At 72.5% G+C, this 21575-nt stretch carries 17 protein-coding genes and 1 riboswitch; of the genes, 9 read left to right on the forward strand and 8 right to left on the reverse strand.

Annotated elements, in window-relative coordinates; genetic code table 11:
* Positions 1-51 precede the first annotated feature (51 nt).
* Positions 52-810 carry a YcnI family protein gene (locus tag NAG42_RS39160; RefSeq protein ID WP_250037475.1) on the forward strand — a complete coding sequence of 253 codons (759 nt, stop codon included), beginning with the start codon at positions 52-54 and terminating at the stop codon, positions 808-810.
* 239 nt (positions 811-1049) lie between these two features.
* Here NAG42_RS39160 and NAG42_RS39165 read toward each other — a convergent pair whose 3' ends face one another.
* The 5 genes from NAG42_RS39165 to NAG42_RS39185 all read right to left on the reverse strand — a co-directional run bounded on the left by NAG42_RS39165 (position 1050) and on the right by NAG42_RS39185 (position 5917).
* Positions 1050-2135, reverse strand: a complete 1086-nt coding sequence (locus NAG42_RS39165) for a hypothetical protein (protein ID WP_250037476.1) — start codon at positions 2133-2135, stop codon at positions 1050-1052.
* Positions 2132-3331 (reverse strand): AAA family ATPase, encoded by a 1200-nt coding sequence (locus NAG42_RS39170; RefSeq protein ID WP_250037477.1) that lies wholly within the window; start codon positions 3329-3331, stop codon positions 2132-2134. The genes NAG42_RS39165 and NAG42_RS39170 overlap by 4 nt, the downstream gene beginning before the upstream one ends.
* Before the next feature lie 77 nt (positions 3332-3408).
* Positions 3409-4386 (reverse strand): C40 family peptidase, encoded by a 978-nt coding sequence (locus NAG42_RS39175; protein ID WP_250037478.1) that lies wholly within the window; start codon positions 4384-4386, stop codon positions 3409-3411.
* Between the two features lie 14 nt (positions 4387-4400).
* A riboswitch (cyclic di-AMP (ydaO/yuaA leader) is annotated at positions 4401-4540 on the reverse strand.
* A gap of 121 nt (positions 4541-4661) precedes the next feature.
* Positions 4662-5570, reverse strand: a complete 909-nt coding sequence (locus NAG42_RS39180; RefSeq protein WP_250037479.1) for a M56 family metallopeptidase — start codon at positions 5568-5570, stop codon at positions 4662-4664.
* A complete protein-coding gene (locus NAG42_RS39185) occupies positions 5567-5917 on the reverse strand; it encodes a BlaI/MecI/CopY family transcriptional regulator (RefSeq protein ID WP_250037480.1) in 351 nt (116 codons plus the stop codon). Before NAG42_RS39185 ends, NAG42_RS39180 begins: the two co-directional genes overlap by 4 nt.
* 84 nt (positions 5918-6001) lie before the next feature.
* Between NAG42_RS39185 and NAG42_RS39190 the strand changes: the two genes are divergently transcribed.
* From NAG42_RS39190 to cydC, 3 genes are all read left to right on the forward strand, one after another.
* Positions 6002-7363, forward strand: a complete 1362-nt coding sequence (locus NAG42_RS39190; protein WP_250037481.1) for a cytochrome ubiquinol oxidase subunit I — start codon at positions 6002-6004, stop codon at positions 7361-7363.
* Positions 7364-7375: 12 nt separating this feature from the next.
* Complete coding sequence (cydB, locus tag NAG42_RS39195; protein WP_250037483.1) at positions 7376-8356, forward strand: cytochrome d ubiquinol oxidase subunit II; 981 nt, start codon at positions 7376-7378, stop codon at positions 8354-8356.
* A gap of 179 nt (positions 8357-8535) precedes the next feature.
* Positions 8536-12711 (forward strand): thiol reductant ABC exporter subunit CydC, encoded by a 4176-nt coding sequence (cydC, locus tag NAG42_RS39200; protein ID WP_250037484.1) that lies wholly within the window; start codon positions 8536-8538, stop codon positions 12709-12711.
* Here the strand turns inward: cydC and NAG42_RS39205 are convergent.
* Positions 12665-14665 (reverse strand): S9 family peptidase, encoded by a 2001-nt coding sequence (locus tag NAG42_RS39205; protein WP_250037485.1) that lies wholly within the window; start codon positions 14663-14665, stop codon positions 12665-12667. The genes cydC and NAG42_RS39205 overlap by 47 nt on opposite strands.
* Positions 14666-14951: 286 nt before the next feature.
* On the opposite strand from NAG42_RS39205, the gene NAG42_RS39210 reads away from it, so the two are divergent.
* From NAG42_RS39210 to NAG42_RS39230, 5 genes are read left to right on the forward strand one after another with little or no spacing between them, the layout of a single operon-like run.
* Positions 14952-15866, forward strand: a complete 915-nt coding sequence (locus tag NAG42_RS39210) for a hypothetical protein (RefSeq protein ID WP_250037486.1) — start codon at positions 14952-14954, stop codon at positions 15864-15866.
* The gene (locus NAG42_RS39215) at positions 15845-16642 is read left to right on the forward strand and encodes an alpha/beta fold hydrolase (protein WP_250037487.1); all 798 of its coding nucleotides are present in this window, start codon (positions 15845-15847) and stop codon (positions 16640-16642) included. Before NAG42_RS39210 ends, NAG42_RS39215 begins: the two co-directional genes overlap by 22 nt.
* Positions 16643-16680: 38 nt before the next feature.
* Positions 16681-17007, forward strand: a complete 327-nt coding sequence (locus tag NAG42_RS39220) for a PadR family transcriptional regulator (RefSeq protein ID WP_250037488.1) — start codon at positions 16681-16683, stop codon at positions 17005-17007.
* Positions 17007-18299: a hypothetical protein gene (locus NAG42_RS39225; protein WP_250037489.1), complete on the forward strand. Its 1293-nt coding sequence runs from the start codon at positions 17007-17009 to the stop codon at positions 18297-18299. The genes NAG42_RS39220 and NAG42_RS39225 overlap by 1 nt, the downstream gene beginning before the upstream one ends.
* Before the next feature lie 54 nt (positions 18300-18353).
* Entirely contained in the window at positions 18354-19808 is a 1455-nt protein-coding gene (locus tag NAG42_RS39230; RefSeq protein ID WP_250037491.1) for a glycosyltransferase 87 family protein, read from the forward strand.
* Positions 19809-19830: 22 nt separating this feature from the next.
* Here the strand turns inward: NAG42_RS39230 and surE are convergent, their stop codons facing one another.
* Entirely contained in the window at positions 19831-20661 is an 831-nt protein-coding gene (gene surE / locus NAG42_RS39235) for a 5'/3'-nucleotidase SurE (RefSeq protein WP_250037492.1), read from the reverse strand.
* Entirely contained in the window at positions 20658-21572 is a 915-nt protein-coding gene (locus NAG42_RS39240) for a 1-phosphofructokinase family hexose kinase (protein ID WP_250037493.1), read from the reverse strand. Before NAG42_RS39240 ends, surE begins: the two co-directional genes overlap by 4 nt.
* Positions 21573-21575: the final 3 nt, after the last annotated feature.

A 21575-nucleotide genomic window follows, 5' to 3' on the forward strand; every position in this document is an offset into this window, starting at 1 on the left:
GAGTGCCCGGAACCGGGCCCGCATTCCCCCGACGCGGAAGGTACGACAAGGATGTCCCTGTTGAAGCGCTCGGCCCTGGTGGGCGCCACGGTCGCCGGGCTCACGCTGGCTCTGGCCGCCCCGGCCGCCGCCCACGTCACGGTGAACCCCGACACCGCGACCGCCGGCGGGTACTCCAAGGTCACCTTCCGGGTGCCCAACGAGTCCGACGCCGACTCCACCACCAAGGTCGAGGTGAACCTGCCGGCCGACAAGCCGGTCGCCTCGGTCTCGGTCAAGCCGATCACCGGCTGGGACGTGGCCACCACGGTCTCGAAGCTCGCCAAGCCGCTCGAGGCGCACGGCGCGCAGATCACCGAGGCGGTCTCGAAGATCACCTGGACGGCCAAGGCGGGCTCCGAGGTCAAGCCGGGCCAGTTCCAGGAGTTCGACGTCTCGATGGGCCCGCTGCCCGAGTCGGGCGAGATGATCTTCAAGGCCCTGCAGACCTACTCGGACGGCACGGTCGTGCGCTGGATCGACGAGCCGTCCACGGACGGCACCGAGCCCGAGTCGCCGGCCCCGGTGCTCAAGATCGCCGCCGCGGCCACCGGGGGCGGCGGGGACACCGCCGCCGCCTCGACCGCCACCGCCACCGCGGCCGCCGAGGCCGCACCGGCCGACGACTCGGACGGCGGCTCGAGCGCGTTCGGGATCGCCGGGCTGGTGGCCGGCGTGCTCGCCCTGATCGTCGCGATGCTGGCCTACGCGCGGTCGGGCCGCCGCCCCGAGGCCGCCGTCGCACCGCAGAAGCCGGCCACCGACCAGTGAGGCGCGGGGGACGGGGGCAGTCACTTGTCCCCGTCCCGCCAGGCCGCCCGCAGGTCTTCCCGGGTTGTCCGCCACTAAGGCGTGTTTCATAACTGGGGTCGGCCTGCGGTGCGGTCCAGATTTCGTCTGCGTGCGGCCCGGGGAAGGCAGGCTACCGGTGTTGTAACCGGCCTTTCGCGGGACGTGCGCAGGCGGAATCTGGGCCTCGGCGCAGGTCGGGTCCAGTTATGAAACACGCCTTAGTCCCGCAGGTCGCCGGCCCAGCTGCGCAGTGCCTCCCGGCTTCCGGGGTCGTCCAGCCCCGCGCCGAGGAGCTCGGCCAGAGACAGCAGCCACAGCAGCGGCGCCGCCGCGAGCGCGATCACCGGAAGCGGCCACCAGGCGGTCGCCGCATAGGCGACGAGGAGCCCGATCGCCGCGCCGGTGAGCGCGAGCCCGGCCGTGCCGGCCCGGCGCATGAGGCTCGGCAGCAGCCGCAGGCAGCGCCACGGCAACCGCCCGGCCGGGATCAGCACCCGAGCCGCGAAGCCGGCCATCACGGCGGCCAGCACCGCCGCCACCACCCGCGCGAACGTCCCGGCCGGGGCCCACCACCAGTGCGCCACCAGCAGCAGCGCGCAGACCAGCCCCGCGCTCACGGCCAGCCCCCGCCGCAGGCCGCTCAGCACGCCCCGGATCGGCCAGGTCATCGACACCAGGTCGGCCCGGCCCGGATTGTCGCGGGCCACCTCGCGCAGCGCCCGCATCGACCGCCGCACCTTGAGCCGCTCGGCGTCGAGCATGGCGACCAGCCAGCGCCCGTACGGATTGTCCGGGGCCACCGCCAGGGCGGCCCGGGCCGCCACCCGCGCCGCCTCCCGGTTCCCGGCGTCGCGCTCGACGTCGGCCACCGTGAGCAGCCCTTCCACCGACTGCGGATCAAGCGTGCGCCCGTGCGCCGCCGCGGCCCGGGCCCGCTCGAAATCCCGCCCGGCGGCCAGCGCCCGGGCCAGCACGAAATGCCCCGAGGCCACCTCCGGCTCCAGCCGCACCGCCTCGGTGGCCGCGCCGACCGCCTCCCGCGAGCGGATCAGGGCGATGAGGTTCTCCGCGCGTTCCAGGTGCGCGTCGGCCAGCAGCGGGGTGGCCGCGACGGCGGCATCCGCGCCGGCCAGCGCTCCCGCGTAGTCTCGCTGCAGCCGCAGCACCGAGGCCAGCAGGGTCAGCAGCCACCCGTCGCCCGGTGCCTCGGCCAGCCCCGCCCGCGCGGTCCGTTCGGCCTCGGCGTAACGCCCGACCTCGGCCAGTCTCTGTGCCCGCCAGTACGCCCCTGGCGGCGAGCTCACCGCTTGCGCTTCTTCAGGTAGGCCGCGAGTTCGTCGTACTCACCCGACTCGTTGGCGAACATCGCGACGTTGCGGGCGGTGGCGAACCACCCGTCGGTCGACGGCCGGATCTCGCGGACCGCGTTGAGCACGTCCTGCTGGTTGATCATGCGGATCTCGCCGCTGGCGATCGAGTCGCGCATGGCGAACTCGGCCGCGGTCTCGCAGACGTGGGCCAGGTCGGCGCCCGAGTAGTTCTCGGTGACGTCGGCGACGCGGCCCAGGTCGACGCCGGCCACCGGGCGGTCGCGCAGGTGGTATTCCAGGATCGCGGCCCGGGCGGGCTTGTCGGGCGGAAGGACCAGCAGCGTACGGTCGAGGCGCCCCGGACGGCGCAGGGCCGAGTCGATGTCCCACGGCGCGTTCGTCGCGGCCAGCACGAAGACGCCGTCGTTGTTGCCGTCGACGCCGTCGAGCTCGGTCAGCAGCTGGTTGACCACCGTGCGCATCGACGACGAGTTGAGCTGGCTGCGCTTGTGACCGAGCGCGTCGATCTCGTCGAGGAAGAGCACGCACGGCGCGTGCCCGCGCGCGGAGTCGAAGAGGTCGTGCAGGTTGCGCTCCGAGCTGCCGACCCACATGTTGAGCACGTCGGTGATCGACAGCGAGATGAACGCGGCCCCCATCTCCCCGGCCACGGCGCGCGCCAGGAACGTCTTGCCACAGCCGGGCGGCCCGTAGAGCAGGAGACCGCCGCGCAGGCTCTTGCCGAACAACGTGCGCAGCTTGGGGTTCTTCAGCGGGCCGAGGAACGAGACCTCGAGCCGCTTCTTGACCTCCTGCATGCCGCCCACGTCGGCCAGCGTGATCGTCGACCGCTCGACGTCGAACGTGCGGTCCTCGTGCCCTTTCACCGGCTCCGGCTCGTGCGAGAAGCGGGGCGGCACGATGTTGCCCAGATCCTGCTCCATGGCCGCCCAGTCGACGCCCTCCGCGGCCGGCGGCGGGGTGGCCGGGCCGCCGAGCGCCGCCGTCATCAGCTTCTGCGCGGTGGCATTGCCGGGCTCGCGCGCCAGCACCTGAGCCGCGTGCCCGACCGCCTCGGGACCACGGCCCGCGCCCACCAGCAGCTCGGCCAGATGCAGGCGCAGCGTCAGGTCGTCGGGCCGGGCCTCGACGGCCGCGGTCAGGCTGTCGATCAGGGGCGAGTCGCTCATGACAGCGAATTATGCCCGCGCCGCCGAAGAACAAAGGCCGCCGGGGCACGCCCCGACGGCCTTGTCACCCAGCGATCTCAGCCCGGTCGCCGGTAACCCGCGATCGGACCCCGGTCGATCGTCGCCATCCGCACGTGGTCGCCCGTGTGCGGGGCGTGCACCACCATTCCGCCACCGATGTAGATGGAGACGTGATGGAGGCTGCCCGGATAGTAGAAGACCAGGTCACCCGGTTGGAGCTCGTCCTTCGACACCGGCCGGCCCTCGTTCCACTGATCCTTCGTGTAGTGGTCCAGGTGCACGCCGACACTCGCCCACGCCTCCTGGGTCAGACCCGAGCAGTCGTACGAGTTGGGCCCGGCCGACCCGAAGACGTAGGGCTTGCCGATCAGGTCACAGGCCCGCTGCGCCGCTCGGCCACCCTTGTCGTTGGTGTAGTCGATCGGGCACGGCCCGAGCCGGAACGGGCCGTCGTTGACGTCGGCCGAGCCGTAGGCCTGGATGCGCAGTTTCTGCAACGAGGTGATCTTGGACTGGATGGCCGTCTTGCGCTTGGCCAGGTCGACGTCGCGGGCGGCGATCGACTTGGTGACGACGTCCAGGTCGGTCTTGGCCGCGGTGAGCTTGTCGCGCAGCGCGGCCACGTCGGCGATCTGGTCGCGCTGGTTACGGGCCAGCTGGTCGAGATAGAGCAGCTTCTCGGTCAGCCCGGTCGGCGATCCGGTGACCAGCAGCGCGTTGACCGCGTTGGGCGCGCCCTGCTTGTACGCGTCGATCGCCAGCCCGCGGACCTGCCGCATGGCCACGTCGACCTGCACCTGCAACGGCGTGATCTGGGCGGCCAGCTTCTTCTGCTGGGCCCGGTTCTTGATCAGCTTGCCGTGCACGTCGTTGTACTGCTCGATGACCGGTTCGAGCTGGTTCCACTGCTTGTCGATCTGCGCCTCGACCGTCGAGGGTGAGGGTGCGGCCTGCGCCACGACGGGGCCGGAGAAGATGATTCCGACCGCGGCGAGGGTGCAGACCAGACTGCGCGCTAGTGCGGCACGACGCACGGAGGTGTGGTGTCCTTTCTTCCCTCAGGCCGCCGACCGGGTTAGCTGACGGGTTCGGGCGGGAAGCGCGCCCGGCCGCGACACCTCGCGGCTGCACCCCTGTTGCTCGGGTCCCCGGTACGCCCCCCAGGGGGCGACTAGGCGGTGGCCCGTCAGATCGGCCGGTTGGGCGATGGGGGCTGGCGGACCGGACAACACCGTACTCCCGATCATGTCGCCGACTGAAGGCACGCCGGGCGCAAAACTGTACGCACCCCTTCGTATACCGACGGTGACTAGAGCGGCCACGCTTCCAGCGCTCGGTCGAGCCAGGGCACCACCAGGATCACCGTGGGTAACACCAGCAGACCGACCGCGGCCATCGCCACCACCGCGTTCAGAGCGACGGACGGATGGTGCGACCCGGTCAGCCGGGCCAGCCGCCAGCGGCGTGCGTCACCCCCGGCGTCGGCCTTGACGTCCTCCGCCAGGGGGACGGCGTCGCTGAGCCGCTCGAGCGCGGCCCGCAACGGCTCGGCGCCGACCCGGCGGCGGGCGACGTCGTCGGCGATCATCTCGAGCAGCAGGTGGACGGCGTCGAGCGGCCGCCGGCTGCGCAGCGGGCGGGGCACCGCGCGATAGAACGCGGTGAACGACTCCATGACCACCTCGTGCCGATGCCGCAGATGGGTCTGCTCGTGCGCGAGGACGGCGTCGACCTGCTCGCGGTCGAGCACCTGCAGCACCCCGTTGCTGAGCACCACCCGCGGCTCCCGGCCGGGCACGCAGTAGGCCAGCGGCAGCGGGCCGTCGAGCACGCGCAGATTGTCCGGGCCCAGCTCGCGGTGCTGCTCGGCCCGGTCGAGCAGGTCGACCAGCAGGCGGTGCCGGGCGCGGCGGGCCCGGGAGCGGCGGCTGACCCCGATCAGCGAGACCAGCAGCCGCACGATGATCACCGCGGCGACCGCCAGGGCGCCGATCAGGGCGGCCTCGGCGACCGGCTTGCCCGAGCCGGCGGCCCGGGTGACCTCCTCGGGCGCGGCCAGCACGACGCCGAGGGCGGCCAGCACGGCCGAGAGAGTGATCGACTGCCAGAGCACGACCGCGGCCACCGGCGCCCGGTCGGGCCAGCGCGCGCCGGCCAGGATGCCCGGCACGACCAGCGACAACGTCAGGCCGAGCGCACCCAGCAGGAGCGCGGTCACTTCTTCCGCTGAGCGGCTTCGATCGCTGCGGCCAGCGCGTCCGGCGGGAGCTGCCCGACGAAATACGCCAGCGCCGCATCCTGATCGGCGCTGGCCGTCAGCGCGTCGAGCATGACCGAGGCGGTCATCTCCTCGCGGGTCTGCGCCGGACCATACCGATAGGCGCGGTCCGCCTTCTGCTGGGTGACCACACCCTTTTTCGCCAACCGGTCGAGCACGGTCATCACCGTCGTGTAGGCCAAGTCGCGCTGACGGCTCAGGCGCTCGTGCACCTGCCGCACGGTGAGTGGCTCACCGGCGTCCCACAACTGCGTCATGACCTCGCGTTCCAGATCCCCGAGAGCCATGTGACCGAGCATACCGCCTCTACTGCACATCGTCGTACTACGTGGCGTAGTATCTACTACGAGACGTCGTAGAGGGGCACCCACATGGACGTGCTGGACTTGACCCGGCTGCAGTTCGCGGTCGTGACGATCTACCACTACTTCTTCGTGCCGCTGTCGATCAGCCTGGCCGCGACCGCCGCCGGCCTGCAGATCGCCTGGCTGCGCACGAAGCGCGACGAATACCTGCACCTGACCAAGTTCGTCGGCAAGCTGCTGATCGTCACCTTCGCGGTCGGCGTGGTCACCGGGCTGGTCCAGGAGTTCCAGTTCGGCCTCGGGTGGAGCGCGTTCGCCAAGTTCTACGGCGACGTCTTCGGGCCCACGCTGGCCATCGAGGGGATGCTCGCGTTCTTCCTGGAGGCGACGTTCCTGGCACTCTGGTATTTCGGCTGGGACCGGCTGCCGCGCGCGATCCACACCGCGTGCATCGCCGTCGTCGCGCTCGGCACGATGCTCTCGGCCTTCATCATCCTGGCCGGCAACTCCTTCATGCAGAACCCCGTGGCGTACGTCCTGGACCCCGTGACCGGCCGGGCCCGGCTCACCTCGTTCACCGAGCTCATGCTCAACAAGGTCAACCTGGCCGCCTTCCCGCACACCCTGTCGGGAGCGGTCATGGTCGGCGGCGCACTGCTGCTGGGGCTCGGCGTGTGGCGTCTCGCGGCCGATCCGGCGTACCGGATCCTGGCCCGGCTCGGCGCCTGGCTGACGGTGGCCGGCGGGGCGTTCACCGCGCTCACCGGCGACCACCTGGGCAAGGTCATCACCGAGGTGCAGCCGATGAAGATGGCCGCGGCCGAGGCGCTCTACGAGACCACGGCCGGCGCGCCGTTCTCGGTCTTCGCCACCGGCAAGCCCCTGCCCGAGTTCTCGCTCGAGATCCCCTGGCTGCTGTCCATCCTGGCCAAGGGCAACCCGAACGCGACGGTCCAGGGCATCGACGACCTCCAGGCCCGGTACGCGGCGGAGTTCGGCCCCGGTTCCTACGTGCCGATGATCCCGGTCGCCTTCTGGACGTTCCGCCTGATGATCGGGATCGGCATGCTGGCCGCTCTCCTCGGGGCGCTCTACCTCTGGCGTACGAGAAAAGGTCGTGAAGCTCCGCGCTGGCTGACCCGATGGCTGCCGCTGATCCCGCTGCTGCCCACCGCGGCCAACTCGTTCGGCTGGATCTTCACCGAGACCGCGCGGCAGCCGTGGATCGCGTTCGGCATCTCCAAGGTCGCCGACGGCATCTCCCCGGGCCTGACCAGCTCGGAGGTCATCGCGTCACTGGCCGGGTTCACGCTCGTCTACGGCGTGGTCGCCGTGGTCTGGCTCCGGCTCGTACGCCACCTGGCCCGCCAGCCACTGGCCCCGGCGCCCGTCGCGGCGGACCGGCCCGAGCCCGCACCGGTCTACTGAGGAGCTTCTGACGTGATCACCTTCTGGTTCTCGGTCGTCGTTCTCGCCTGGGTGCTCTATTTCGTGCTCGAGGGCTTCGACTTCGGCGTCGGCCTGCTCGGCCCGGTGCTCGGCCGCGACGACCACGAGCGGGGCGCGGCCGTGCGCACCATCGGCCCGTTCTGGGACGGCAACGAGGTCTGGCTGGTGGCCGCCATCGGGGTCACCTTCGCGGCCTTCCCGGCCTGGTATTCGGCGCTGCTGGCCGGCCTCTACCTGCCCATGGTCGTGTTGTTGCTGCTGCTGGCGGTCCGCGGCGTGGCCCTGGAGTTCCGCGGCAAGGGCGACGGCCCGGTCTACCGCCGCCGGGCCGACGTGGCGCTGGCCCTCAGCTCACTGGGCATCGTGCTGGTCTGGGGCGCTCTGCTGGCCGCCTTCGTGCGCGGCCTGGCCATCAACGGCAACGGCGATGTCGTGGGCGGCGGATTCGACCGCACGTTCGGTCCCGTGCTGACGCCGGCCGCGGGCCTGGGCGCGCTGGCCGCCCTCTACGCCACACTGCTGCTCGGGGCGACGTTCCTCGCCCTGCGGACCAGCGGCCCTCTGCGCCGCCGCGCCCGCACGCTGGCACGGTGGCTGGGCACCGGTGGGGCCGTCGCGCTTCTGGTCGCCGGTTTCGGTACGGGGTCCCCGACCGCCCTCGCCGCGGCGGTGCTCGCCTTCGGCGCCGGCCTGCTGGCCCGCACCGGCCGCGAGGCTCTGGCCTTCACCGCCACGGCCGCCGGGGTGGCCGGTGCCGTGGTGGCGGTCTTCACCACCCACGGCGCCGTCGTCCTGCACAGCACCCTCGACCCGTCCTTCGCCCTGACCCGCGCGGCCGCCGCCGCCACGCCGCAGGCCCTGGAGCTGATCACCTGGGCCGGCGTCCTCATCCTGCCCGGTGTCCTCGCCTACCAGGCCTGGTCCTACTGGGTCTTCCGCCGCCGGGTAGCCAGCGAACGGGTCCCCTCATGACTCCCTCCTCCGCGCCCAGCGCCTCCTCCGCGCCCAGCGCCTCTTTCGCGCCCAGCGCCTCCTTCGCCACCTCCGCCTCCGCCTCCGTCTCCGCTGCCTCCGCCGGCGGCGTGGCTTCCGAGCTTTCCTCTCCTGCTGCCGCGGCATCCGCGAATCCCACCTCTCCGGGTGCGGAAGCCATGGCATCCAAGCGGTCCGCGCCGCCTCGCGGGCCGCTGGACCCCCGGCTGGTGCGGCACGCCCGCACCAGCCGGGGCGGCATCGCCGTCCTGGCCCTGCTCGGCGCCGGCCAGGCGGGCACCACGCTGCTGCTCGCGGTCGCGCTGACCCTCCTGGTGACCCGGGGCCCCGGCTGGTCCGCGGCCCTGCTGGCCGGCGCGTACGTCGCCCGGGCCCTGCTGTCCTGGGCCGAACAGGTCGTGGCCCGGCGCACGGCCGCCCGCGTCACCGACGAGTTACGCCGCTCGATGCTGACCGTGCTTCCGCAGCGCGGCCCGGCCTGGGTGGCGGCCTTCGGAGCCGGCCGGCTGACCGCCGTCCTCACCACCGGACTCGACGCCCTGAAGCCGTGGTTCAGCGGCTACCTGCCCGCCCTGGTGCTCGGCGTGGCCCTGCCCCCGCTGGTCATCGTGGCCATGGCCGTCGTCGACCCCACGTCGGCCGTCATCGCGCTGGTCACGCTGCCGCTGATCCCCGTGCTGGGCGCGCTGATCGGCTGGGCCACCCAGGCCCGCGCCCAGCAGCGCTGGCAGGCCGACGCCCGCCTGGCCGGCCACTTCCTCGACGTGGTCCGCGGACTGCCCACGTTGCGGGTCTTCGGCCGCGCGACCCGCCAGACCGAAGTCATCGAAGAGCTGACCGGCAAACACCGCTCGGCCACCCTGCGGGTGCTCCGGGTCGCCTTCCTGTCGTCGACCGCCCTCGACCTGGTCGGCACGCTGTCGGTCGGCCTGATCGCGGTGGAGGCCGGCCTCCGCGTAGCCGCCGGCAACCTCTCCCTGGGCCCGGCCCTGCTGGTCATCCTCCTGGCGCCCGAGGCCTACCGCCCCCTGCGCGAGATGGCCGCCCGCTACCACGCCTCCACCGACGCCACCGCCGTCATCTCCGACGTCGACGAGGTCCTGACCACCCCGCCCACCACTGTCACCCACGCAGCCGATGTCAACGGCCGGGCCACGGCTCCCGCTGCGGCCGACGCAGGCCGGCCCGACGCGGCGAACGCAAGCCGTCTCGGTGCCGCTGACGCAAGCCAGCCCGACCCGGCCTACGCAACCTGGCTCGATGCCGCCGACGCGGGTCGGCTCGATGCCGCTGACACAGGTCGGCTCGATGCCGCTGACACAGGTCGGCTCAGTGCCGCTGACACAGGTCGGCTCAGTGCCGCTGACACAGGTCGGCTCAGTGCCGCTGACACAGGTCGGCTCAGTGCCGCTGACACAGGTCGGCTCAGTGCCGCTGACGCGGGTCGGCTTGATGCCGCAGACGCAGGCCGGCTCAGTGCCGCAGACGCAGGCCGACTCGGTGCCGCAGACGCGGGTCGGCTCGGCGCGGCCGACACAAGCCGGCTCGATGCCGCAGACGCAAGCCGGCTCGGTACTGCAGACGCGGCTCGGCTTGGTGCTGCTGACGGCGTCACCCGGCTCATGGGGCCCGCCGTCGTCGTCGCCGGTCTGCGATCCCGCTATGCCGGCACCACCCGAGACGCGGCTGCCCTGGACGAGCTCGTCGTGCGCCCGGGCGAGATCGTCGCACTGAGCGGCCCGTCGGGCGCCGGAAAGACGACGATCCTCCGTGTCCTGGCCGGGCTGCAGGAAGCCCACGCCGGAACAGCCCACGCGAGCCACCCGCTCTATCTGCCGCAACGCCCGACGCTGCCGCACGCCCGGACGGTCGCGGACCTCTTCCCCACCGGCACCTCCGCCGCCGGCATCACCGAGGCTCTCGCCACCGTCGGCCTGGCCACCGACCTGGCCCCGTCGACCCCCCTCGGCGAACGCGGGATCGGCGTCTCAGCCGGTCAGCGCCACCGCCTGGCCCTGGCCGCGCTGCTCCACCAGGCCGTCCCGTCCGCGCTTCACGAGCCTCACCCGGCTGACACCCCCGCCACACTCGACGAGGTCCGCCCGGCCACCACAAGTGCCGTCCCGCAAGCACAGACGACAACCGCGAGCGCCCTACTTCACCTAGCCAGCCCACCCGCCCGGGATGTGGCTCACTCTACTTTTTCGCAAGCTGACGCGGCCCAGTTGTCCACAGCGCCCACGGCCATCCACAGCACCGCCGAGCGGCTGGACAACGCCCACATCACCCTGCTACTCGACGAGCCGACCGCCCACCTCGACGCCACCACCGAGGCCCTGGTCATCGACCGCCTGCGCCAAGCAGCCCAAGCCGGTTGCGCGATCCTCGTAGTCGCCCACCGCCCGGCACTGCTGGCCGCCGCCGACCGCGTCATCGTCGTCACCCCACCACCCGCCCCAGCCACGCCCAACGCCGTCGCGTCCGCCCCGGCCACGCCCCACCCCGGCACGCCCGACCCAGCCCAGCTCAACCCCGCACAGCTCAACCCCGCACAGCTCAACCCCGCACAGCTCAACCCCGCACAGCTCAACCCCGCACAGCTCAACCCCGCCACGCCCCACCCAGCCCAGCTCGACCCCACCGCACCCCACAACGCCACGCCCGACCCAGACCGGCCCAACCCCGCCGTGCCCGACCCCGCCGCCTCGCCCGCCTCGCCCGCACCCCACCCAGCGATCGAGCCAAAGTCCTCCCGCGCCAACCCGTGGTGGCGGCGGGCCGGCGTAGCCGTCGCGCTGGGCACCGGCTCCTCCCTGGCCGGCATCGTCCTGACCGGCGCGGCCGCCTGGCTTCTGGTCCGGGCCTCGTTCCTGCCGCCCGTGCTGACCCTCTCCACCGCCGTCGTCCTGGTCCGGGGCAGCGCCGTGGCCCGGCCCCTCCTGCGCTACCTGGAACGGCTCGTCGCGCACGACGTGGCGTTCGCCCGGCTCGGCGCCTGGCGGGCACGCGTCTTCGCCGACCTCGTGCCCCGCGTCCCCGGCCCCGGCCTGCGCCGCCGCGGCGACCTGTTGACCAAGGTGGCCGACGATGTCGACGCCCGGGTCGACGGCCTCCTCCGCGGCCGGATGCCCGCCTACGTCGCCGCCGCGACCGTCGCGATCGCCGTCGCTGCCGCGGTCCTGCTCAGCCCGGCCGCCGCCCTCCCGCTAACCGCCGGCCTGTTCATCGCCGGAGTCCTCGCCCCCGCCTTGGCCGCTCGCCAGGCCACCCGCGACGAGGCGGCCACCGGCCAGGCCCGGGCCCGGCTGCGCGACGCCTTGGTCGAAACGGTCGACGGCCTCGAAGACCTCGCCACCGGCGGCCTGACCGGCGTACCGCATCGGCGCAGCCGCGACCTGGCCCGTCTCGAAGCCCGGGCCGCCCACGCGGCCGGACGGGCCGCCGCGATCGCGCATCTCGGCTGGGGTCTCGCCGTGGTCGGCGTCGCGTCCGGACTCGGCGGTCTGACTCCCGAGTGGTCCGCCGTGCTGGTGCTGGCCACCGTCGCCCTAGGCGAAGTCGTGCTCACCCTGCCCGACGCCGCGGTGGCCCGCCGGCGCGCCGCCGGCGCCGAAACCCGCCTCCACGCGTTGACCACCGACCAGCCCACCGCCACGCTCACCCCCCAGCTGGGGGCCGAGGCGGGCGACATCCGCCTCGAGCGGGTCACCGCCGGCTGGGATCCCGCCGCCGAACCCGTTCTCCGCGGTCTGGACCTCGAGCTGCCCGCCGGGTCGCGGGTGGCCGTCGTCGGCCGCTCCGGTTCCGGCAAGTCCACCCTCGCAGCCGTCGTCGCCGGCCTGCTCGACCCCCGCGCCGGAACCGTCCGGCACGGCCGGAGGTCCAGCGGCCGCGTCATCCTGGTCGGCGACGACACCGACCACATCTTCGCGTCCACCGTGCGCGAGAACCTCCGGCTGGCCCGCCCGGACGCCACCGACGACGAACTCCGGTCGGCCCTGACCCGCGTACGGCTGGGAAGTTGGCTCGCAACGCTGCCGCAGGGCCTGGACACGTGGTTGGGCAGTGGCGGCACGACGATGTCGGGCGGTCAGGCCCGGCGGTTCGCCACCGCGCGCGCCCTGCTGGCCGAGCCCGCGCTGCTCATCCTGGACGAGCCGACCGAGGGCCTCGACGCCGACGTGGCCGAGGAGCTGATGGCCGACCTGCTGCGGGCCACGGCCACTTCGGTCCTGCTAGTCACCCACCGCCCCGAGGGCCTCGACCGGGTCGACCGGGTGCTGGAGCTCAGCGCGGGGCGAGTGCGTCCTGCAAGAACCGCAGTTGCGGCGTGAGCAGGTCGACGTCGGGCGGGATGTGACTCGTGCCGGGCAGCGTCAGCAGGGTGTGCTGTTTCCCGGCGGCGAGCAGGGCCGCGGAGAGCCGCATCGTGTGGACCGGATAGACGTTGTCGTCGGACAGTCCGTGGATCAGCATCAGCGGCCGCTCCAGCTTCGGCGCGTCGGCGATCAACGACTCCTTCTCGTACGTCGTGGGGTCGACCCGCGGATCGCCGAGGAACCGCTCCTGCCAGTGCGTGTCGTACAGCCGCTCGTCGGTCACCGGGGCGCCGGCCACCGCGGCGTGGAAGACGTCGGGCCGGCGCAGCACCGCGGCCGCCGCCAGGTAACCGCCGTCGGACCAGCCGCGCACACCGACCCGCCCGAGGTCGAGCTCGGGATAGAGCGCGGCCACCGTCTCCAGCGCCTCGATCTGGTCGTCGAGCACCTTGCCGATGCGCTCGCCGCGCGCCTCGCGTTCCCATCGCGGCCCGCGCCCCGGCGTGCCCCGCCCGTCGGCGACGATCACCGCGAAACCCTGATCGGCGAACCACTGCGACACATAGAACTGCCGCCGGTTGGCGACGACCCGCTGCGCGGCCGGGCCACCGTACGGGTCGAGCAGCACCGGTAGCCGCTCGCCGCGCTGCCACACCGCCGGGAAGAGCACGGCCGTGCGCAGCCCGCGCCGCTCGGTGCTGAGCAGCGAGACCTTCGGGACCACCGGGGAACTGGCGGCGAGGCTGCCCACCGTCCTTCCGTCGCAGGTCGCCGTGAAGGCGCTCAGCGTCTCGGAGACCACGACCGTGGTGCCGCCGCCTCGCACGCCGGTGTGCTGGCCGGGCTCGGTGGTCAGCCGGCGCAGCCCGCCCGTGGCCGACCACGACCAGAGGTGCGACTCGGTGGGCTCGGACGAGCCGGTGAACAGCACGGTGTCGCCGTCGACCCCGCACAGCGCCGCCACCTGCAGACCGGGCGGAGTCACCAGTTCGCCGTCCACCGTCAGGTGCCGGGTCTCGCCTCGGTCGGCCGTCCAGACCAAGGACCCGTCCGTCGTACGCCGGGGGAAGCCGGGCACGATCGTCGTCCACAACGGATCGGTCGCCTCGGCCAGCACCTCCCCGCTGTCGATGGAGAGCACCCGCATCGTGGTCTGCGGCCTGTTCTGCAGCACGGCGAGCAGACCGTGCTCGTCCCACACGACGTCGACCAGGTATTCGTAGTCGTCCCACCCGAAGCCGACATCCCGTCGCCCACCCCGCAGGTCGAGCACGGACAGCTCGACGACGGCGTTGGCCGTGCCCGCACGCGGGTAACGCTGCGCGGTCGGCGGCTGCGTCGGCTCCGCCGGATCGCTCAGATACCAGACCTCCAACGGTGAGTTGTCGACCCGCGCCACCGCCAGCTGCTGCCCGTCCGGCGACCACCAGAACCCGCGCGTCCGCTCCATCGACTCCGACGCGACGTGCTCGGCCAGCCCGTACGTGATCTCGTCGTGCTCCGGCGAGGCCAGCGCCCGGTCGCCGCTCCCGTCGCTGTTGATGACCCGCAGCTCGCCCTCGTGCACATAGGCGACCGCGGCACCGTCGGGGCTGATCGTGGCATCGGTGAGCGGCGTGCGGGCCGGCAGCTCCCGCGTCTCACCGGTGCCGGAGTCGGTGACATACAGCTTTTCGCCGGCCGTGTACGCGACGACGCGCATCGCCCGATCCGTGCTGTAGCCGGAGATCCCCGCCGACCGGTCGCGCATCCGCTCGCGCCGGGCCCGCTCGGCCGCCGACAACGGCTTCCCGCCCGGCTCCCCCGGCTCACCGAGCAGCCTCTCCTCACCGCCGGCGAGGTCGAGCTCCCACAACAGCCGAACCGGATCCTCCCCGCCGAGGCTGCGCAAGAAGAGCAGCCGCTTGCCGTCCGGAGACACCGAGAACCGATGCGGCCGGCCGAGCGAGAAACCCTGGGTCCGAGCCATCAGCTGAGGAAACGACACGAGCATGGCCACAGTCTTACTCCGATCATCACCCGAGCGTGAACCCGTGTCGTGATCATGTCTCGGCTAGCCCGCCGGGACCGGAGCCGGCGGCGGACCATAGCCCCGCCGCTCCTGCTGCGCAATGATGCCGCGCCGATGTTTCTCGCAAACGAAAGTTCCCCGGCCCGGCCGAAGTGGATCAAATTGACGATGTTAAATGTCTGGACCACCAGTGAGGTGCGTCCCGCATTCGGCGGCCGCACCCGGAGCGGATGGGAAAACGGGGATGGAACGCATTATCTTGTTCGATGGCGCATGTCCGTCATGTTCGGCGCTGGCGAGAAAGGTGGAATCGTTCGGCATCGCCGGGCTCTCCGTCCGCTCGCTCGACGATCCGGAAATCGTGGCGCAACTGACCGCTACCGGATTCGCACAACCCGACAAACCGTCGATGATCCGGCGCGGCCCGGACGGCACCGTTGACGTTCTGTCGGGAATCCAAATGCGGGCCGACCTGGCCCGGCTGGTCGGGATCCGGCGGTCCAACAAGATCCTTGAACTCGTCGCCGCGGAGACGCGCGCGCGGGCCGGCCGATTCTCAGCCTCCCGCCGGAGGGTTCTTTTCGCGGCCGGCGGCGCCGCCGCCGGCGCGGCCATGGCCGGTTCGGCGGCGCGGGCGGCTGAACCCGGCAACAACGGTGTGACCAAGGCTTCGCCGGCCCTGATCGGTCAGGTCTCGAAAGAAGCCCTGGTCGCCGCGTCGGTAAAGACGTTCGGCGCGGCCGACTACAAGTCGGCCATCGTGATCGACGGCTCATCCGAGCAGGTGTTCGCCTTCGCGCACGCCAACTCCCCGGTCACCACCTTTGTGGGACTCGCGCCGGGAGCCGCAGCCGCCGTCGTCTCGATCCGGCCGCTCGCGTCCGAGCCCGGATTCGAGTACGTCGCCCCGGACGGCAAGGTCATGGCCGTCGTGCGCGGCTCCGGTGATAAAGTCACCGTCACACCGGGCCCGGCCGAACTCGAAGAATTCAGTTACGTGTGTTTTGCGAATTGTCTGGGCGCCGAGGTCAGCAACGATTGCTTCAACCAATGCATTTCCTGTCTGGTCGGACCATTCATCGTCAAGGCGATCGCTTGCCCGCTGTGCGCGGCCTGCGCCGGGTCGAGGGGAATCGAGTGCATCCGCAGGTGCCGTTGAGCGAGCCGGAGGCCGGCGTGGCCACCGTGATGCTGCTGCCCAGTTACGGGTACGACAATCGCGTCTGGGGATCATTCGAGAGTCTGCTGTCCGCGGGAATGCGGACTGTGGCCGTCGATTATCCGGGCCACGCCGGCCACCCTCCCTCGCCGGGACCCATCGACACCGTGAAGTCCGCGGAAGCAGCCGCGACCGGAATCTCCGGCGAGCTGCACGTTGTCGCGTCGGGCGATGGTGCGGCCGGGGCTGTGCGGCTCGCCGAGCGCGGGCGGGTCCGGGCGATGGTGTTGTTCTCGCCGTCCCCGCAGGATCCACCGGCCGAGGTGGTCGACGGGTTCGACTTCGACGCTGTGGCCGACGCGGCCGTCGAGGACTACGGCTGGGCCCTCGACGCCGCCTCGATGACGGATCCGGACGAGCGGCGGCGCACGATCGGGAGGCACCAGGCCGAGACTTTCGCCGGCGTGGTGCCCGACGACGACCTGCCCCGCCTGCGGAGCATGTTCGAGGACAACGCCGACCTGCTCCTCGACCCGGCGGCCCGGGCCGATGCGGGGCTCGCCTGGTTCGCCGGCCTGAGCCAGGTCACGTGTCCCGTCCTCGTGGTCGCCACCGCTCACGACGGCCCGCTGTCGATCCGCACGTCGGAGGCGGTCGCCCAGCGCCTTCCGCGGGGTGACTACGTGCAGCTGGATCCGTCGTTCAGCGCGGTGCCGTGGCTGTCCCGACCGGCCGAGACCGCCCGTCTCGTGCTGGATTTTCTGCGTCGCGGCTGAGCCTGGCCGAGTGGCCCACCCCTATGTAGAGTGCATACATGGGTGGGCCACGGATCACGGCGTCGGTGCTGAAGGTGCTGGCTGGGCTGCTGGCCGAGCCCGGGGCGCAGCGATACGGGCTCGAGCTGATGCAGGAGACCGGCCTGCCCAGTGGCACCCTCTATCCGATCCTGGCCCGGCTGGAGCGGGCCGGCTGGGTCGAGTCGCGCTGGGAGCAGATCGATCCGGCCGCCGAGGGCCGGCCCAGCCGCCGTTACTACGTGCTCACCGCCGACGGTGCGGTGGCCGCCCGGCGTGAGGTCGCCCTCATGGGTCAGCAGATGTCCCGCGCCACCGGCCCGGTCGGCCGGGCGCAGGAGGCGTGATGGCTCCGATCGACCGGCTGACCCGCCTGCTGGTCCGGGCCACGGCCCGGCGCTGGCCGGACGACCTGGCCGCAGCCGTACGCGATGAGTGGCTGGCCGAGCTGGCCGCCATCACCGGCCCCCGGCGCGCGTACCGGAAACTGGCTTTCGCCGGCTCACTGGCGATCTCCCCGGCCGTCGACGAGCCGTCCTGGCCGGAGCGCGCGGGCACAGCCGGGCGCGCGGCCGCGGTCGCCGCGGGCATCACGCTGGTCGCCGCGGTCGCGACCAATGCGGCGCGGGGCTCCGACGCCTTCGCGCCGGCCCTGCTGCTGCTGGCCGTGGCCGGCGTGATCGCGATCGGCCGGCGGATCCGCGGCTCGGTCACCCTGGTCGGGCTCGCGCTCTTCGCGTTCCTGTTCGCCGGCAACCCCACGCCGGTGATGCCCTTCATGGGCGCCGCCGACATCGCCCCCGCGGTGGCGGTCTGGGCGGTGGGCATGACTGTCGCGCTGCGCCGGACGACCCGATGGGCCACCGTGTCCGGCGGACTGGTCACGCTGCATCTGGCCACCATGGCCGGCTCGGCCCACGCCGCGGCGGCGCTGGGCGTCCCCGCCTGGACCGCCCCGGCCTGGTTCCCCCTCGCCCTGCTCCCCGGCGGCACCGTGGCGTTCGGCCCCCTCTTCAACGACGGGACGGCAACGTTCGGCGCCCTCCAAGCGTCCGCGCCCGCCTTCCACGCCTCAGACATCCTGCTGGCCAACGCCGCGGTCTCAGCCGGCCCGCTCCTGCTGTGCACAGCCTTCCTGCTCGCCCCGGCCCTCCGCCGCCCCAGGACCGCCGGGGCACGCATCGAAACCCCACCCGCTCCCGCGCGGACCATGGAAACGGTGCTCGCCGCCGCGCCGCACTCCGAGACCCAGCCCGCTGCCGCGCGGACCGCCGAAACCTTGGCCGCCGCCGGCCCGCACAACGAGACCCTGGCTGCCGCCCTGGCGCACAACGAGACCTTGCCCGCCGCCGCGTCTAGCACTGAGCATCCGCCCGCCGCCGCGCCGGGACGCCGCCTCAGCCCCGCCGCGCGTGAGACCGTCGCCGGGTTGACTGGTGCGCTGGCCGCACTGGCCGTGGCCCCGCTGCTGCCCGCCGCCGGTGCCGACGCGGACGTCGTCCTACAGCGAATGATCGACAACACGACGGCGTTCGGCTTCGGCTTTGTCGAGCACCCGCTCGGCCTCGGCGCCGTCGCCCTGCTCACGGCCGTCCTGGCCATGCGGGCCACCGCCCACTCCGCCTCCCCCACCGCATAACAAACGCGCCACGACCCTTCCCCTACAGCTCACACCCTATGTAGCGTTTCGACTATGGGTAAGCGATGGATATGGGTTCTCGCCGGAACAGCCGCCCTGGCCACGGCGGCATCAGCCTTCTGGAAGCCCGCCGAGACACGCCTGACCGACCTCTCGGTCTACCTCGGCGCAGTCTCCGGCCTGGCCGACGGCGCCGGCCTCTACGACTTCACCCGGGGCGCCGCGCCCTTCACCTATCCACCCTTCGCGGCGCTGCTGTTCACGCCGCTCACCTGGCTGCCCGTCGGCACAGTGCAGGTCCTCTGGACGCTCGCCACGCTGGCCACCGTCCTCGGCCTGGCCACCCTGGCCACCCATCACCACCACCCGCGACAGCCGTCGACCACCCCACCGCTTTCCGCGACAGCTTCATCGACCTCCCCAACTGCCTCCACGACAGCGCCGCCGACGTCCCCGACGGCCACCGCGACAGCGCCGGCCTCCCTGACTGCCTCCACGACAGCTCCGCCGACCTCCCCGACCACCGCCGCGACAACGCCGGCCTCCCTGACTGCCTCCACGACAGCTCGGTCAACGGCGACCACCACCGCGACAACGCCGGCCTCCCTGACTGCCTCCACGACAGCTCGGTCGACCTCCCCGACTACCTCCACGACAGCTCCGTGGCCGAACCGCTGGGCCGCCGCACGGCTGACCGGCACAAGACTGCGAACGGCAATCGCGGCTCTGGCGCTGATTTTGTCGGCGCCGGTCTCGTCGGACGTCAAATACGGGCAGGTGAGCCTGTTCCTGGCCGCGCTGGTGCTCGCCGATCTGCTGGCCCTGCGGCGTACGCCCTGGCACGGCGCCCTGATCGGCCTGGCCGCCGCGGTCAAACTGACCCCGTTGATCTTCATCCCACTGTTGTGGCTGGCCGGCCGCAGGATCGCCGCCGCCGTGTCCGCCGCCAGCTTCGCCGCATGCGCCCTGATCGGCGCGGCCATCCTGCCCGGCGACTCCTGGACGTACTGGACCGACAAGGTCTTCCAGCCGGACCGCCTGGGCCACATCGAGGGCGTGGGAAACCAGTCCCTCAACGGCGCCCTCCTGCGCCTGGGGATCGCCGCCGAAGCGCGCTCAACCCTGGTCGTGGCCATCGGCGGCACGATCGCGGCGGTGGCGCTCATCCGGGCCGTCCGCCTGGCGCGCCGGTCGGACTGGCTGTCGGCCGCGATCGTCGTCGGCGCCGCGAGCGTGGTCCTGAGTCCGGTCTCCTGGACCCATCACCAGATCTGGCTGGTCCTCGCCGCCCTGCTGCCGGTCGCGGGCCCGCGGTGGGCGCGAGCCGCGTGGCCGGCCACAATCCTGGCCGTCATGCTCCTGCCGGTGACCGCGGTGGCGACGTTGCCGTTCAGCGAGTCCCGCCTGGTGCTGGCGGTCGCGGTCGCCGCGCTGATTCCGCTACGGGAAGCACGCTCGCCGGCTCCCGCGCAGCAGCTACCCACCCTGGCCGGCTCCGTAGCCACGTGATCCGCGACCGAACACCCGCCGATCAAACCAACCCGGACCGCCGCTCGGAGCCGCTTGGCGCCGCCCGCTGCTCCGGGATGCGCAACCCGCCGACCGCCGCCGGTGGCCGCAGCGCGGTGACCGTGGCGAACCCCTCGGCCAGCAGCGCCAGGTCACTCCCCGGCGCCAGCTTCTCCCCGCTGCGTTCGATCGTCGTCCGGACGAAGCCCTCGCCCGCCTCGGCCACCGCGATCGAAGCCTGCCCGAACGACGCCAGCGACGCCTCCCGCACCTCCGGCATCGGCTCGGTGTCCGGCACGTTCACGTTGAGCACCGTCCCCGCCGGCGCCGAGACCACCGCTTCCATCAGGTCCGACGCGACCGACGCGGCCGTTCGCCAGTGCAGTACGTCGTCCGACGGGACCACGATCGCGTTACCACCGGAGGCCGCCGACCCGGACGACTCGGTGGTGAGCACGTCGAGTGACACTGCCATGGCCCGCATGCCGTAGTTGGCCGCCGTCAGCGCCGCCCCCACCGTGGCCGAGTGCAGGACCGCCCGCCCCGCGTTCGCGCCGCGGTTGATCCCGGACACCACGATGTCCGGCGGTGGACCGAAGACGCCCAGCGACGCCAGCACCACGATGTAGGCCGGGGAGGCTGCCACCCCGTACGCCGTGATCCGCGGCATGGCGTACGGCTCGATCACGATCTGGCCGTCCGACACGACCGCGGTCAGGGCCGCGCTCATCCCGCTCGCCTCGTCCCCCGGCGCGGCCACCACCACGTCGTGGTCGGCGGCCAGGGCCGAGGCCAGGGCGAGGATGCCGGGCGCCGACACCCCGTCGTCGTTGGTGACCAGGACCCTGGTCATCGGGCCTCGATCCGCACCCGGCTCATCAGCTCGCGCACCGCCTCGGCCCGTCCGGTGCCCAGTCCGTGCCGGGTCACGTTGAGCGCCCCGGCGGCCGAGCCGGTCCGCAGCGCTTCCTCCATCGGACCACCGCGGGCCAGCACCGACGCCACTCCGGCGGTCATCGAGTCGCCGGCCCCGCGGTGCTCGTTCACGGTCAGCGGAGGCGGGTGGATCTCGCACTCGTTGTCGTCGTAGAGGGCCAGCGCCGCGTCCCCGGCCCGGCTGATCAGCACCCCGTCGACGCCCATCCCGCGCAGCTTGCGCCCCGCCGCCAGCAACGACTCGACACTGTCGTCCTCGGCCAGCCCGTCGTCCAGCAGTTCCTCGTGGCTCACCTTGACGAACGAGACCCCACCTTCGAGTACGGCCGTCAGATAGTCCCCCGACAGGTCGGCCACCACCCGCACCCCGTTGGCCGTCAGGTCCGCCGCCAGCCGCTGGTACACCGCCGCCGTCACCACCGACGGCGCGTGCGGCCCGCTCAGCAGAGCCACCCGCGACCGCAACCCTTCGGTCAGCGCGATGTTGTGCAGCTCGTCGAGGTCGTGCCTCTTCAACGGCTCGCCGGGATGCTCGGCCACCGATTCCCGTTCGCCCTCGCGGCGGTCGTGCACATACCACCCGCTCGCCGAAGGCAGGGGCACCGTGCGGACGTCGAACCCCTCGGCGCTCAGCAGCGTCTCGATCAGCGAGCCCGCTTCCCCGCCCAGCGCCACGCACAGGGTCACGGGCACCTCCAGAGCGGCGATCATGCGGGCCTGCCAGACTCCCTGCCCACCGGGGTGGACGTGAAGCTCGGGTTCGGCCTGCTGTTCGATCGTCACGGTCAGGATCGGCGCGGGGGCAAATACCATCACCCGGTCGGTCATGAC

The sequence above is a fragment of the Paractinoplanes maris genome, assembly GCF_023544465.1.
GTDB classification, from domain to species: domain Bacteria; phylum Actinomycetota; class Actinomycetes; order Mycobacteriales; family Micromonosporaceae; genus Actinoplanes; species Actinoplanes maris.

Bases quoted from the DNA above. Each gene is read 5' to 3' on its own strand.
- NAG42_RS39170 (WP_250037477.1), bottom strand. From the start codon at position 3,331: ATGAGCGACTCGCCCCTGATCGACAGCCTGACCGCGGCCGTCGAGGCC.
- cydC (WP_250037484.1), top strand. From the start codon at position 8,536: ATGGCATCCAAGCGGTCCGCGCCGCCTCGCGGGCCGCTGGACCCCCGG.
- NAG42_RS39230 (WP_250037491.1), top strand. From the start codon at position 18,354: ATGGGTAAGCGATGGATATGGGTTCTCGCCGGAACAGCCGCCCTGGCC.
- NAG42_RS39190 (WP_250037481.1), top strand. From the start codon at position 6,002: ATGGACGTGCTGGACTTGACCCGGCTGCAGTTCGCGGTCGTGACGATC.
- NAG42_RS39185 (WP_250037480.1), bottom strand. From the start codon at position 5,917: ATGGCTCTCGGGGATCTGGAACGCGAGGTCATGACGCAGTTGTGGGAC.
- surE (WP_250037492.1), bottom strand. From the start codon at position 20,661: ATGACCAGGGTCCTGGTCACCAACGACGACGGGGTGTCGGCGCCCGGC.
- NAG42_RS39160 (WP_250037475.1), top strand. From the start codon at position 52: ATGTCCCTGTTGAAGCGCTCGGCCCTGGTGGGCGCCACGGTCGCCGGG.
- NAG42_RS39225 (WP_250037489.1), top strand. From the start codon at position 17,007: ATGGCTCCGATCGACCGGCTGACCCGCCTGCTGGTCCGGGCCACGGCC.
- NAG42_RS39210 (WP_250037486.1), top strand. From the start codon at position 14,952: ATGGAACGCATTATCTTGTTCGATGGCGCATGTCCGTCATGTTCGGCG.
- NAG42_RS39205 (WP_250037485.1), bottom strand. From the start codon at position 14,665: ATGGCTCGGACCCAGGGTTTCTCGCTCGGCCGGCCGCATCGGTTCTCG.
- NAG42_RS39220 (WP_250037488.1), top strand. From the start codon at position 16,681: ATGGGTGGGCCACGGATCACGGCGTCGGTGCTGAAGGTGCTGGCTGGG.
- NAG42_RS39240 (WP_250037493.1), bottom strand. From the start codon at position 21,572: ATGACCGACCGGGTGATGGTATTTGCCCCCGCGCCGATCCTGACCGTG.